This is a genomic window from Winogradskyella sp. 4-2091, from assembly GCF_045765065.1.
GTDB lineage: Bacteria > Bacteroidota > Bacteroidia > Flavobacteriales > Flavobacteriaceae > Winogradskyella.
Window position 1 is genome coordinate 173246 of sequence record NZ_JBJKOD010000006.1, and the last position, 13241, is coordinate 186486.

Annotated in this window: 13 protein-coding genes; 6 read left to right on the plus strand and 7 right to left on the minus strand. The window is 31.4% G+C overall.

The features are described 5' to 3' along the window. Window positions 1-71: 71 nt before the first annotated feature. Window positions 72-1130 (plus strand): 2Fe-2S iron-sulfur cluster-binding protein, encoded by a 1059-nt coding sequence (locus ACJBCC_RS10115; RefSeq protein ID WP_407557105.1) that lies wholly within the window; start codon window positions 72-74, stop codon window positions 1128-1130. Window positions 1131-1341: 211 nt separating this feature from the next. Here the strand turns inward: ACJBCC_RS10115 and ACJBCC_RS10120 are convergent, their stop codons facing one another. Both ACJBCC_RS10120 and ACJBCC_RS10125 read right to left on the minus strand, forming a co-directional pair. Further along, window positions 1342-2358, minus strand: coding sequence for a glycosyltransferase family 9 protein (locus tag ACJBCC_RS10120; protein WP_407557106.1), 1017 nt, complete (start codon window positions 2356-2358; stop codon window positions 1342-1344). Window positions 2359-2404: 46 nt separating this feature from the next. After that, on the minus strand, window positions 2405-3013 hold the full coding sequence (locus tag ACJBCC_RS10125; protein WP_299098134.1) for a DUF4254 domain-containing protein: 609 nt from the start codon (window positions 3011-3013) through the stop codon (window positions 2405-2407). Between the two features lie 72 nt (window positions 3014-3085). On the opposite strand from ACJBCC_RS10125, the gene upp reads away from it, so the two are divergent. Next, window positions 3086-3745 (plus strand): uracil phosphoribosyltransferase, encoded by a 660-nt coding sequence (gene upp, locus ACJBCC_RS10130; protein WP_407557107.1) that lies wholly within the window; start codon window positions 3086-3088, stop codon window positions 3743-3745. Here the strand turns inward: upp and ACJBCC_RS10135 are convergent. Then, the gene (locus ACJBCC_RS10135; protein WP_299098136.1) at window positions 3734-4651 is read right to left on the minus strand and encodes a DUF6427 family protein; all 918 of its coding nucleotides are present in this window, start codon (window positions 4649-4651) and stop codon (window positions 3734-3736) included. The genes upp and ACJBCC_RS10135 overlap by 12 nt on opposite strands. 70 nt (window positions 4652-4721) lie before the next feature. Between ACJBCC_RS10135 and ACJBCC_RS10140 the strand changes: the two genes are divergently transcribed. Further along, window positions 4722-4949, plus strand: coding sequence for a DUF6341 family protein (locus ACJBCC_RS10140; protein ID WP_299098137.1), 228 nt, complete (start codon window positions 4722-4724; stop codon window positions 4947-4949). Here ACJBCC_RS10140 and purD read toward each other — a convergent pair. Beyond that, window positions 4944-6215 carry a phosphoribosylamine--glycine ligase gene (purD, locus tag ACJBCC_RS10145; RefSeq protein WP_299098138.1) on the minus strand — a complete coding sequence of 424 codons (1272 nt, stop codon included), beginning with the start codon at window positions 6213-6215 and terminating at the stop codon, window positions 4944-4946. The genes ACJBCC_RS10140 and purD overlap by 6 nt on opposite strands. A gap of 84 nt (window positions 6216-6299) precedes the next feature. Between purD and ACJBCC_RS10150 the strand changes: the two genes are divergently transcribed. Together ACJBCC_RS10150 and ACJBCC_RS10155 are read left to right on the plus strand one after the other, a co-directional pair. Beyond that, window positions 6300-7610, plus strand: a complete 1311-nt coding sequence (locus tag ACJBCC_RS10150) for a phenylacetate--CoA ligase family protein (RefSeq protein ID WP_299098139.1) — start codon at window positions 6300-6302, stop codon at window positions 7608-7610. Window positions 7611-7617: 7 nt separating this feature from the next. Next, window positions 7618-8778 carry a glycosyltransferase family 4 protein gene (locus ACJBCC_RS10155; protein WP_299098140.1) on the plus strand — a complete coding sequence of 387 codons (1161 nt, stop codon included), beginning with the start codon at window positions 7618-7620 and terminating at the stop codon, window positions 8776-8778. On the opposite strand, the gene ACJBCC_RS10160 is transcribed toward ACJBCC_RS10155, so the two are convergent. The 3 genes from ACJBCC_RS10160 to ACJBCC_RS10170 all read right to left on the minus strand — a co-directional run bounded on the left by ACJBCC_RS10160 (window position 8775) and on the right by ACJBCC_RS10170 (window position 12123). Continuing rightward, on the minus strand, window positions 8775-10130 hold the full coding sequence (locus tag ACJBCC_RS10160; protein WP_299098141.1) for an undecaprenyl-phosphate glucose phosphotransferase: 1356 nt from the start codon (window positions 10128-10130) through the stop codon (window positions 8775-8777). The two genes, ACJBCC_RS10155 and ACJBCC_RS10160, sit on opposite strands and share 4 nt — an antisense overlap. Before the next feature lie 105 nt (window positions 10131-10235). Then, window positions 10236-10973 (minus strand): WecB/TagA/CpsF family glycosyltransferase, encoded by a 738-nt coding sequence (locus ACJBCC_RS10165; RefSeq protein WP_299098142.1) that lies wholly within the window; start codon window positions 10971-10973, stop codon window positions 10236-10238. Further along, a complete protein-coding gene (locus tag ACJBCC_RS10170) occupies window positions 10966-12123 on the minus strand; it encodes a delta-aminolevulinic acid dehydratase (protein WP_299098143.1) in 1158 nt (385 codons plus the stop codon). The genes ACJBCC_RS10165 and ACJBCC_RS10170 overlap by 8 nt, the downstream gene beginning before the upstream one ends. Before the next feature lie 99 nt (window positions 12124-12222). On the opposite strand from ACJBCC_RS10170, the gene ACJBCC_RS10175 reads away from it, so the two are divergent. Then, window positions 12223-13221: an SGNH/GDSL hydrolase family protein gene (locus ACJBCC_RS10175; RefSeq protein WP_407557108.1), complete on the plus strand. Its 999-nt coding sequence runs from the start codon at window positions 12223-12225 to the stop codon at window positions 13219-13221. The last annotated feature ends 20 nt before the right edge of the window (window positions 13222-13241 follow it).

The following is a 13241-nucleotide window of genomic DNA, read 5'->3' on the forward strand; positions in this document are numbered from 1 at the left end:
AAGACCAGACAGGTTTATGAAACCTGTCTGGTCTAAAGTAGAATGTTTATCTTTGCAGAAAATTATTTATAATGTCACAATTTCATTCACTCACTATAAAATCAGTTGATAAAGTAACAGACAGTTCAGTTGCTATTACCTTTGATATTCCTGAAAATCTTAAAGAAAAATTCAGCTTTAAAGCCGGACAATATATTACCTTAAAAACTACCATAAACGGCGAAGATATTAGAAGAGATTACTCTATTTGTGCTTCTCAAAATAGCGGAAATGTAACCGTTGCAGTAAAAGCAGTTGAAAACGGAACGTTTTCTGTCTATGCCAACACAGCACTTAAAGCTGGCGACACTTTAGAGGTTGCAGAACCTAATGGTCGCTTTATATTTGAAGCTAATGCGGCTAAAACCAGAACTGTAGCTGCCTTTGCTGCAGGAAGCGGAATTACACCTGTATTAAGTATTGCAAAAACACTTTTAGAAGAAGAGCCTTTTAGTAATTTTATCCTGGTGTATGGTAATAAAACATTGGCTGATGCTATGTTTATTGACCAATTATTACAATTGAAAAAAGAGTACGATAATCGTTTTCATGCGCACTTTATTTACAGTCAATCGCAAGAAGAAGATGCCTTATTTGGACGTATTGAAAAAAGCACTGTTAACCTTATTGTAAAGAACAAATACAAAGGTGTTACCATAGAAAATTTCTACCTCTGTGGACCAGAACAAATGATTCATACAGTTAAAGATGTTTTAATTGAAAATGGTGTGAAAGAAAAAGCCATTAAGTTTGAATTATTTACAGCTCCTGTTGAAACTGAAGCTGAAGCTGTTACAGATTTACCATCTGGCGAAACTAAAATTAAAGTGGTTGTTGATGAAGAAGAGTTTGAATTCAACATGTCTCAAAAAGCAACTATTCTTGATGCCGCTTTAAAACAAGATATTGATGCACCTTATTCTTGTCAAGGTGGAATTTGCAGTAGTTGTATTGCAAAGGTTACAGAAGGAACTGCAGAAATGCGCCAGAATAACATTTTAACAGATAGTGAAGTTGCCGAAGGTTTAATATTAACATGCCAAGCGCATCCTACCTCAGCTACTATTGCTGTGGATTATGATGATGTTTAAATAGAGCCAAGAGTCTAGATCGCTTCGCTTTTAGATTTAAGACAAAAAAAAGACCTATCAGAATTAAAACTCTGATAGGTCTTTTTATTTTCGAAAGGTTCTCGATACAAAATTCTAAATAAAGAATTTCACTCGATTTGATGTTAGGTTAATTATTTGCCGTGATATAACTTCGTATAATTTTGAGGACAAAAAATTCTAATAGGAAGTTTTATAAAACGGCTTTTATTTTTGAAACGATTGCAGCTTCTGAAACACTACCTGCAGCATTCTCATAACCTTCAGGAAACTTATTTCCGTAAATTGATGTTGGGATTAATGGGAATTGTTCTCTGTCTGCTGTAAGCGAAAAATCCTTAGGTTGATTAAAAGGTGCAAATCCCGCAAATGGATGCGTAACGCCCCAAATTGTAATTACTTTTTTGCCTAACATTGCGGCTAAATGTGCATTACCAGAATCCATAGCTAACATGAGGTCTAAATTTGAAATAAGAGCTAACTCCTCTTCTAAATTTAATTTTCCGGCTACAGATGTTACGTTGCTATATTTGGTTTCAAACTGATTTAAAATTTCGACTTCCTTTTGTCCTCCTCCAAATAAGATGATATTGTAATTTTTAGATAATTCTGTAATTATTACTTCCATTTGAGATAATGGATACATTTTACTTTGGTGTGCAGCAAAAGGTGCAATGCCAATTGTTTTTAAGTCTGTTTTTGATATAAACGATTTTAAATTTTCAGACAAAGATTTAGGTTCAGGAAATCTAGGTTGCGATAAATCTACGGAATAACCCAAAACTTTAAAAACCTCAGCATAGCGTTGATGTGTGGTTTTTAATTGTGTAAACTTTTTCCCAGAAACTAATGCTTTTTTTTCAGCTCTACCTTTATTTAATTGCACCACTTTTTTTCCGAAGAAAAAGAACTTTAAAATCTTACTTCGTAATACGTTATGTAAGTCTGCAACAGCATCAAAATTTAAGGATATTAATTCTTTAGATAATTTATAAAGACCTAAAACACCTTTGTGTTTGCCTTTTAAATCGGCTTCATACACAGTTACATTTTCCAAATCTTGAAAAAAAGGTTTAAAAAATGCTCTAGTTACGACTGTTATTTTAAGTTCAGGGTGTAGTGTGGTTAATGCTCGCAACACAGGCACTGTCATTGCTACGTCTCCCATTGCAGAAAACCTAAGGACTAGTATGTGTTTTGGTTTTGGCATTCTTATACAGACCTGTCAGGTTCTGAAAACCTTACAGGTTCATCAATTACTTCTGTCCTCTTAAAACAGGATTAAGTTCATCGTCATTGTACATTTTCATTTGCTTATACACTTTCATGTACTTTTCGCCTTTAGAAATATCCTCTAACAAATCGTCAATAGCAGTACTTAAATCTACACGTTGTTCTAATAAAACATTCAATTTTGTTTGGCAAGAAGCTTTATGCGCATCAGTTGCATCTTCTCTAACGGTTTCAAGATGCATGTGGTAAATTTTAAGGGCTAAAATTGATAATCTGTCTATAGCCCAAGCTGGACTTTCAGAATTGATTTTTGCATCTGGTTTTACAGAAACGTCTTTAAATTTATCTAGAAAATAACTGTCTATAAATTCAACAGTATCTGTTCTATCTTGGTTAGAAGCATCAATCATTCGCTTTAACTTTAAAGCCGCCACAGGATCAATGTTTGGGTCTCTAATAATATCTTCGTAAGCCCATTGAACCGTGTCTATCCAAGATTTTCTGTATAATAAATGTGCAATTAAATCATCGTTTTTATCATACTTATTTGTAAAAGGTTGGTCTACTGTATTTAAAACTTTGTAAGTCTTAATAACCTCTTGAAATATGGCGTTTGCTTTTTCTGAAAACATAATGAAATCAATTTAATGTTTACAAATATAGTTTGAATTATTAACTTTAACGACCGAACTAAATTACATATTATGCAAATTCATAACCTTTCTGAAACGCCTTCAATATTAAATACTTTTATGTCTGAATTAAGAGATAAAACCGTACAAAAAGACAGTATGCGCTTTAGACGAAACATAGAACGTATTGGCGAAATAATGGGTTATGAATTAAGTAAATCGCTTCAATTTGAAGTACACGATATAGAAACACCTTTAGGAACCGCAACAACCGTTTTACACAAAAAAGACATTGTACTTTGCTCTATTTTAAGAGCTGGTGTTCCGTTACATAATGGTTTATTAAATTATTTTGATGCAGCTGAAAACGCTTTTATTTCAGCGTATAGACATCATAAACATGACCCAGAAAGTTTTGAAATTATAGTGGAATATTTAGCTTGTCCAAGTTTAGAAGGTAAAACCTTAATATTAGCAGACCCAATGTTAGCCACAGGACAATCTATGGTCGCTACTTTTGAAGCGCTAAAACCATTTGGAACACCAAAAGAAATTCATTTAGTTAGTATTATTGGTGCGCAAGAAGGTGTAGAATATGTCTCTAATGCTTTTAATTCTGACGTAAAACTTTGGATTGCTGATATTGACGAAAAACTGAATGAAAAAGGTTATATTATTCCTGGATTAGGCGATGCTGGCGATTTAGCCTTTGGTAATAAATTACAGCAGTAAACTAATTATCGGTGTAATTAATAAAAGCGTAATAAATACTTCTTTAAACCATTTTTCTGAAATCACTTCGATATAATTAGCCATAATTATAGAAAACGGAGCAAACAAAAACAGGTACTCACTTCCGTTTTTTACAGGAGCAATAACCGCAATTAAAAGCGATAATATTGAAGCCCACGCAATGATAAAATATGAAGGTTTTAATTTTTTATTCTTATCAGGTATCATTCTAAAATAATAGAATAAAGTCCATACAAGAGAACTAAATATGACGGTAAGTTTAAAAACGTTTTCTTTACTATTATATGACGTAAAATCTAAACTAGAATGACGATCAAAGTTTTCTGGTCTAAAGTATAAATCGTAAAAAATAATATTATAAATCAATAGTAAAATTATAGCGGTTAATACCGCTATAAACGGAACAATTACGTTTTTAAAATCATTTTGGGAGTAATAAATTAAAGCTACTAAAACGAGGGTAAAAAACAATATTGACCAAAAAAAGAAAAATGATGCCAAAGTAATCCAAAATGCTGCATCGAATAATTTCTTTTTAATATTTAGCTTAGAGTGCAAGCTGATAAGTCTTCTTAACGCAAATAGTATAAACAAATTAGATATTAAAATGTTTAAATGAGCCATCGCATCTGGAAACATCCCGAACAGTAAACCAAAAGTTAAAATTGCATAACTATTTCTTTGCGTTAAATTATTTTTAGCAACAATAAAGTCTAACAGAAAAATTAAAAATAACGTCACGAGCCATCTAAAGAGTGTTGCAACAGTGGTATTTAAATCTGAAAAAAGTAGTGTGTAATTTGTTAGAATAAAAAATAGCGAGACATAAACCGCAACGAATATGAAGTTTATAGGCTTAGATTTACTAAAAACACTTGTAATCATTAACAGTTTTTGTATTTTCGCATTTTAATTCCAATTCAGAAAATTAGAATTGGTGTAAATTTATAAAGTTATGACTGATTTCTTTAACGGAATAGCGGATTTATTTGTGAATGTATTATTCGCACCATTTGATGCCCTTAGAGCATTGGAACTTGAGAGCTGGTTTTCTGCCAACATCTTTTCATGGATTTTTATGGCAATTGGTTTTGTTGCATTTGTATATTGGATGCTACAACTTAAGAAATACAATGAAAATGGTGAAGAAGATAAGAGTATTTCTTCTCATTCATATTTATAGATCAAAACCAATATCCTTACGATAATTCATCTTATCAAAATGTAGATTTTCTATACTTTGATAAGATTTTTTTATGGCCTCTTGGTAACTATTTCCGTACGAAGTTATCGCCATAACGCGTCCACCTGAAGTTACAACTTTACCGTCTTGTAATTTGGCTCCTGCATGAAACGCAATAGAATCTGTTATTTTTTCAATTCCTGTGATTTCTTTTCCTTTTTCATAAGCTTCAGGGTAACCACCAGACACTAACATTACAGTTGTTGCAGCACGTTCATCAATTTCAATATTAATTTGAGACAACGTTTGGTTAGACATCGCTTCAAAAACATCTACCAAATCAGTTTTTAGTCTTGGCAAAACAACTTCTGTTTCCGGGTCTCCCATTCTAACATTATACTCAATTACCTTAGGGGCATTACCTACTTTAATTAATCCAATAAATATAAAACCTACGTATGGTAAATTATCGTTCTTTAAACCTTCAACTGTAGGAATTACAACTTGATTTTCAATTTTATCTAAAAATTCTTTTGTTGCAAAAGGCACTGGAGAAACGGCTCCCATTCCTCCTGTGTTTAAGCCTGTATCGCCTTCTCCTATGCGTTTATAATCCTTTGCAGTTGGCAAAATTTTATAATCTTTTCCATCAGAAAGCACAAAACAACTTAACTCAATACCATCTAAAAACTCTTCAATAACCACTTTGGTACTTGCATCTCCAAATTTAGAATCTACCAGCATGCTTTTTAATTCATCTTTAGCTTCTTGTAGGTCATTTAGAATTAAAACACCTTTACCTGCTGCTAAACCATCTGCTTTTAGAACGTAAGGTGCATTTAGGGTTTCTAAAAACTTGTAACCGTCCTCTACATTTTCCTCTGTAAAACTCTCATAAGCTGCTGTAGGAATATCATGACGCATCATAAATTCTTTAGCAAATTCCTTACTTCCTTCTAATTCCGCTGCGGCTTTTTCAGGCCCAATGACTGAAACATGTTTTAAAGCTTCATCTTCTAAAAAGAAATCATGAACTCCTTGTACTAATGGATCTTCTGGCCCAACAACTACTAAATCAATTTTATGCTCTAAAACAGCTGATTTAATAGCTTCAAAATCAGTTACACCAATATTTAAATTTGTCGCAATCGCTTGTGTTCCTGAGTTTCCAGGAGCTACAAAAAGAGCCTTACAACGGTCACTTTGAGCTAATTTCCATGCAAATGTGTGTTCTCTTCCTCCTGAACCAAGTACTAAAATATTCATGCTAATAAATTGTTTGGACAAAAATAATTGGTTTTCAGCTTAAAAAACAATTATTTTACACAAACCTTAAAGGCAATAAACACTTTGCAACTATTCGATTTTTCACTAAAATTAAACGGCTTTGATATCCACAAGGCTAAAGCTGCGTTAAACAATATTAAAGGGAAAAACGCATCTGATTTTGAAGCCTATATTGAAGAACAAAAAAAAGCTATCATTTCTTATCATTTAGAAAACAATTCATTTTATAAAACTCTAGGAAAGTCTATTGATCTCGAGGATTGGAATTCTGTTCCTATACTAACCAAACGTCATTTACAACAGCCATTAGAACAACGTTTAAGTAATGGTTTTACTACTAAAAATGTCTATCTCAATAAAACGTCTGGCAGTTCTGGAGATCCCTTTGTTTTTGCTAAAGATAAATGGTCGCATGCGCTTACTTGGGCGGAAATTACAGATAGATTTGGTTGGTATAACATTGATTTTAATAAGTCAAAACAGGCACGTTTTTATGGTATACCTTTAGATAAGAAAGGTTATTATAAGGAACGATTAAAAGATTATTTTAGCAACCGTTTTCGGTTTTCGGTATTTGATTTAAGTGATACAGCTCATGAAGCGACTTTAGAAAAATTTAGAACAACAGATTTTGATTACATTAACGGTTATACAAGCGCTATAGTGCAATTTGCAAAGTACTTGAAACGTAAAAATATGATTTTAAACTCCGTTTGTACAACCCTAAAAGTGTGCGTTGTTACCTCTGAAATGTTATTTGATGATGATAAAACACTACTAGAATCGCGGTTTGGCGTGCCAGTGGTAAATGAATATGGCGCATCGGAATTAGATCTTATTGCTTTTCAGAATCCTGAAGACGAATGGCAACTTAACAGTGAAACGCTTTTTATAGAAATCCTAGATGAGAATGATTCTGTTTTACCTTATGGAGAAGAAGGTAGAATTGTAATTACGTCATTACATAATAAAGCACATCCTTTTATTCGCTATGATATTGGAGATATTGGGATTTTATCTAAAAAAAGCACAATTAAGAAGCCTATTCTCAAAAAACTAATTGGGAGAACAAACGATATCGTTATTTTACCAAGTGGGAAAAAAGCAGCAGGACTTACCTTCTATTATATTACAAAAAGTGTAATTGAAAATGATGGTAACGTTTCTGAGTTTATTGTAGCACAATTACATTTAGATACTTTTAAAATCAGCTATGTTAGTAAACATAAACTTTCTGAGGTTGAAAAAAGAACCATTAAAAATGAAATGATTCGCTACCTCGAGCCAAACATTACAATTAACTTTGAGCGAGTAGAGAATTTAGAGCGCTCTAAATCTGGAAAATTAAAACAATTTACATCTCATATTAAATAAGATAGTAGTGCAGAAATTAATGATTATTACCAGTTATTTTCCACCAGAGATTGGAGCTGCGTCTAACCGAATATTCCATTTAGCAGATGGTTTAAAAGATGATTATGATGTTAATGTGGTTACACCACTTCCTAACTACCCAACTGGTAAAATATTTTCGGCATATAAAGGAAAATTCAGTTCAAAAACGGTTGAAAATGGCATCAAGATTAATCGTTTATGGATCTATGCTTCAGTTTCTAAAAATAAGTTTTTGCGATTAATAGCAATGCTTTCGTATAGCTTTAGTTTAGTTTGGTTTATCATGTGGCATAAGATTCCTGATAAAGTGATTGTGCAATCGCCTCCGCTTTTGGTGTCTTTTACCTGTATGTTCCTTTTAAGATATAAAAAAAGAAAACTTATTCTTAATGTTAGTGATTTGTGGCCAAGCGCAGGCTTAGAATTAGGCGCATTAAAAGAAGGTTTTGCTTATAATATACTGAAAAAGCTTGAAGCTTTTAATTACAAAAAGGCAGATTTGATTTTAGGACAAAGCAACGAAATCCTTAATCATGTTAAGACGATTACAACAAAACCAGAGTTGTTTTTGTACAGAAACTTTCCTGAAATTGAATTTCCTAAACTTAAAGATACAACTGCGCCAAACGGTAAAATAAAAATGGTTTACGCTGGTCTTTTAGGTGTGGCACAAGGAATTTACAAACTGTGTAATGAAATTGATTATACCGCTATTGAATTTCATATTTATGGTTCTGGTGCCGAAGAACAAGTTATAAAAAGCTTAATAGAAACTAATAAGGACTTACCTCTATATTTTCACGGTAGAGTGAATAGAACGGAACTACACAAAGTTCTGCTGAGCTATGATTTAACGATAATTCCGTTGTTAAATAGAATTTATGGCTCAGTACCCTCTAAAATATTTGAATACGCCAAATTAGGCTTACCTATGCTCTATTTTGGAGGTGGCGAAGGCGAAGATATCATAAAGAAAAATAACCTTGGTTGGGTTGCTAAGGAAAGTGATTATGAGGATTTAAATACAGTATTAAAATCAATTTCATCACAGCGATTAAATCTTGAATTAAAAGCCGCAATACAGCATACAGCCATGATTCAATTTGATTTTAGAAAGCAATTAAGTGCGCTAAAAGAAGTTCTCTAATAGGCTTTTTCATCACCATTTATGGCATTTACAAAAGTTTGAAAAATAATTTTGATATCTAAAAGTAGTGACCAGTTTTCTATATAAAAAATATCATATTTAACTCTACCAATTATATCTTTATCCGTTTCTACTTCACCTCTAAAGCCACTCGTTTGTGCTAATCCTGTTATACCTGGCTTAACGAAGTGTCTTACCATAAATTTATCTATTTTTTTTGCGTACATATTGGTGTGACTAACCATGTGTGGCCTGGGACCCACAACCGACATATCACCAAACAATACATTGAAGAACTGCGGTAACTCATCGATACTTGTTTTTCTTATAAATTTCCCAACTTTAGTTACACGCTCATCACCTCTTGTGGCCTGATATAAATGCGCATCTTTGTTTGGCATCATTGATCTAAACTTATAGCAGTCAAATTCTTTGTAATTAAACCCGTTACGTGATTGCTTAAAGAAAACAGGTCCTTTAGACTCTAATTTAATTAAAATCGCTATTAATGGTGTTAACCATGACAAAACAAATACAATCATAAAACTTGAGAATACAATATCAAAACCTCTTTTTATAAATGTATTTACGGAATCCTCGAGCGGTATATTTCTAAGGCTTAAAACAGGAATATAATCGTAATACTCATATTGCAGCTTTTTAGCATAAATTTCTTTACTATCTGGTATAAATTTTAAAATCTTTAAATTGTTATCTGCAAAATCCACAATATCTGCAATTTGAGCGTTAGTCAGTTCTGAAATAGAGCAATAAATTTCATCTATATTCTGATCTAATACGTACTGAAAGCAGTCTTTTAATGTATGCTCGTTGTTTTTAAAGTTAAATGTCTTTTTATGAGAATACCCATATTCTGGATTTTTGTTAAAAAAATTATCTAAAGCTATTGTCTTCTTATTAAGACCAAAAATAACAGTCGTTCTATAATTCCCTCCAAATGAGGTTCTATATTTCTGCAACAAATAATAGATTGCGAACTTAAAAATTGTAATAAATAAACAACACAGAAGTACATATTTTACAATTGGTCTTGGGAAGATATCTAACTCATGATACAAACCTGAAAAAGCAAATACTAATAATAAATAAAGTATGGATTGTCTTACAATTAAAGATAAAATATTAATCGGTCTTGTAAACCTATAAACTTCGTAGAATTGGGAGTAAACAGATAATAACACCCAACCTACAGATATAAATACTGTAAATATTACTGGGTCTTTATCTTTAAGTAAATATAAAATGGCTATAACATTTATAGTTGATAAATCAATTATATATGAAATAGGACGTAAATAACCTGAATATCTTCCTTGCTTAAATAGACTCAATTTATAACTTTAAACCATAAAGGTAATTAGAATTAATTAATGAACTGTAACTAAAATAGTAGTGGATTTCATTAATTTTTAAAAATTTTCTGTTTTTAAAATTATTCACTTCGTCAATTTTTCTTTTAGTACCAAATAAATAAATTTTGAATTACCAAAAAGATAGCGCTTCCACATACGTTTCGGTTCTTGAATAAATCGATAAAACCATTCCAAACCCGATTTTTGCATCCATAACGGTGCTCTAGTTACTTTACCAGCAACAACATCAAAACTACCGCCAACACCCATTATGAAGTTGACATTTTTTAAGTGTTTTTTATTATCGTAAAGAAAATTTTCTTTTGTTGGAGAACTTATAGCCACAAACAATATATCTGCACCACTTTCTGAAATTTGAGTTGCAATAATAGACTCTTCTTTTTTGCTAAAATAACCATTTCTGTAACCTGCAATTATTGAATTGGAATATTGTTCAGCATATTTTTTAGTAACAGACTTTACAATATCCTCTTGAGCGCCGAGAAAGAAAATTTTATATCTTTTATGAAAAGCCAATTCAACCAGCTTTTCCATTAAATCAATGCCTGCTACACGCTCTTTTAATGGCTTATTTAAAAAATGGGATGCCCATACAACGGCTTGTCCGTCAGCATTGATTAAATCACTATCGTTAACACTTTTACGTAACTGTAAATCATTTTGCATTGCCACTATCTTACCAGCATTTACAACAACGTGATGAATTTGTTCATTGTTTTTAATTGCAGTTTCAATACAGCACAAAGTTTCGGCCATAGAAATATTGTCTATTTCCGTATTTAAAAACTTTTGTCTATTCATTATCTAAATTGTAAAAACTCAAAGCATAAAACATCCAGCCTTGTGCCCAACGAATATATGGAATTCTAGAAGAAATTAGTTTTCTCTTTTGATAAATAAAAAAACCTTCTTTTGTTTGCATATTATCAATTGTCCAATTTAAAACTCTGTCCACAACCGTTTTGTTATCACTTAGTCTATTACATTTATGTAAGGTAACGATTAATTGCGCAGGAGCATGAATATCAACCGGATAGGTCTTGTCATTATAATACTTGCTCATCCCTTCTTCGGTAAAAAAAGTATTTAAATAATAGGACATTCCTGTTTCTATATTTGTATTAAATGATTCGTCTCTTGAAACATTTTGATATATTCTTAAACATTCTAAATTATAACCCGTATGAAAATTATCAACCCACTGATGAAACGGTAAAGTTCCATATGCCCAAGAGCCATTTTTATTTTGTCTCTTACAAACATAATTAGCAACAGATTTGGCAGTCGCTAATAAATTTTCATCATTTGTGTACTTATAAACAAGACATAGAAGTTTTGCCCCTAATAAGCCTGCATTGTATACTTGTGTTTTGTCTAATGGTGAATAAGAAAATGTAAAGTCTCCATCCTTGTCGTAAGATCTATTTAAATCGTTTAAAACAAATTTAGAAGCGCTTATGGCAACATTTAAATATTCCTCATTCTTAGTGATTTCATATGCCTCAATTAAGGCATCCGCTATAAAAGTTGTCGCAACAACTGTTGGTGTGTGTTTTGGTTGAAAAAATGCTCTTGCTTGCCAGTCAAAATTATAACCCCAACAATAATTTGAATAATCTTTAGTTCTTAATTTTATGATTTCCTTAGCTAAAAACTCTATTTTTTCTAAGTAATTATTACTTGGTTTTTTTTTATATAAATTGCAATAGCCCATTAAAAAAAGCCCTAAACCTTTAGGATTGTATTCCTTTTTTATACCAAACAATGGTCTTAGGTTAATTGGGTTTCTTTTAAACAATTGAATCCAAGCTAATCTAAATAAACGCGAGTTCCCGAGAGGCGTTTTTTGAATTACCCAACTATTTAAACCATCATACGGATCCCAACCTTTAAACCCTTCTATTTCGCAATAGTCCTTTAAAATATCAAAGCTGTCTTTACTGTTTAGCACCTTTTAAGTTTATTTAATCGCAAAAGTATTAATATTATCTTTATAATTGACTTTGTTCATGTTTTCGGGTAAGTTTGTATGGTATAAATAAAATCTTCTATGAGAAAAGCAATAAAATATATCCTTTTTTTAATTTTCATTTTTGTAATAAGTTCAGGCTGTAATGAAAACTCCCATCAAACAAATGTTGAGAAAGACCACTACAATATCAATAACATTAAACCTGTTTTTGATCTAGGAAATTATACTGTAAAATATAAAAAGAACAAAATAATTTTTAGCAAAGAACATGGTAATATTTCAAGTCCGGTTCAGTACAATAACCTTAAAAATGAATTCAATTTTAATAGTATTTATAGATTCAAAGATTCTTTACAAAATGCCTATTTTTTTAGATTTGGATGGGTTTCATTTAAGGAAAATCAAAGTGTTTTATCTAATATAGAATGGATTGGTAAAGCACCTCAAGAATTTGAGGATTTTAAAAAGATTAATTTTAAAATCGTTGATATTGACTTTATTCAATTTGGCACTACTTCATTATGCACCATTGGTGATAGTCAAACCTGGTGGTCTAACGCTCAAAATTTAAGAAAATACATTAACGATACTAATGAAAACTTAATTTTTGTAGGTAGTAATACTGATATCTTTGGTTATGGACATGAGGGTGAGGGCGGAAATAATTCTAGTGAGCTATTAAATCGAATTGACAACATACCTAGCGCCGATTTTTATACGTTATTACTTGGTACTAATGATTGGAAAAATAATATTGAAACTACTTTTATAAATATTACCAAAATAACCGAACACTTAACCTTGTTAAATCCTAAGGCAAAAATTTTATATCTAACTCCAATCCCTACAACCAACAAAAAGCGGGATTTATTTAATATAGATTTATCTAAAAAATTAATAGAGAAATTTAAAGAGAACAAACAAATTATTGTTTTAGATTTAAGAAAGAAAATTCTAGATAATGAAAATTGGGAAAAAGATTATCTAAGTCATGATGGACTTCATCAAAACAAAGATGGTGTTGAGTTTACTGCTAAATCAATTGGAAATAAGATAATCGAACTAAATAGAAATTGAATTTTTTTTATCCTAACTCC

Coding starts and splice junctions, on each gene's coding strand:
- ACJBCC_RS10115 (WP_407557105.1), top strand. CDS start 72: ATGTCACAATTTCATTCACTCACTATAAAATCAGTTGATAAAGTAACA.
- ACJBCC_RS10120 (WP_407557106.1), bottom strand. CDS start 2,358: ATGCCAAAACCAAAACACATACTAGTCCTTAGGTTTTCTGCAATGGGA.
- ACJBCC_RS10125 (WP_299098134.1), bottom strand. CDS start 3,013: ATGTTTTCAGAAAAAGCAAACGCCATATTTCAAGAGGTTATTAAGACT.
- upp (WP_407557107.1), top strand. CDS start 3,086: ATGCAAATTCATAACCTTTCTGAAACGCCTTCAATATTAAATACTTTT.
- ACJBCC_RS10135 (WP_299098136.1), bottom strand. CDS start 4,651: ATGATTACAAGTGTTTTTAGTAAATCTAAGCCTATAAACTTCATATTC.
- ACJBCC_RS10140 (WP_299098137.1), top strand. CDS start 4,722: ATGACTGATTTCTTTAACGGAATAGCGGATTTATTTGTGAATGTATTA.
- purD (WP_299098138.1), bottom strand. CDS start 6,215: ATGAATATTTTAGTACTTGGTTCAGGAGGAAGAGAACACACATTTGCA.
- ACJBCC_RS10165 (WP_299098142.1), bottom strand. CDS start 10,973: ATGAATAGACAAAAGTTTTTAAATACGGAAATAGACAATATTTCTATG.
- ACJBCC_RS10175 (WP_407557108.1), top strand. CDS start 12,223: ATGAGAAAAGCAATAAAATATATCCTTTTTTTAATTTTCATTTTTGTA.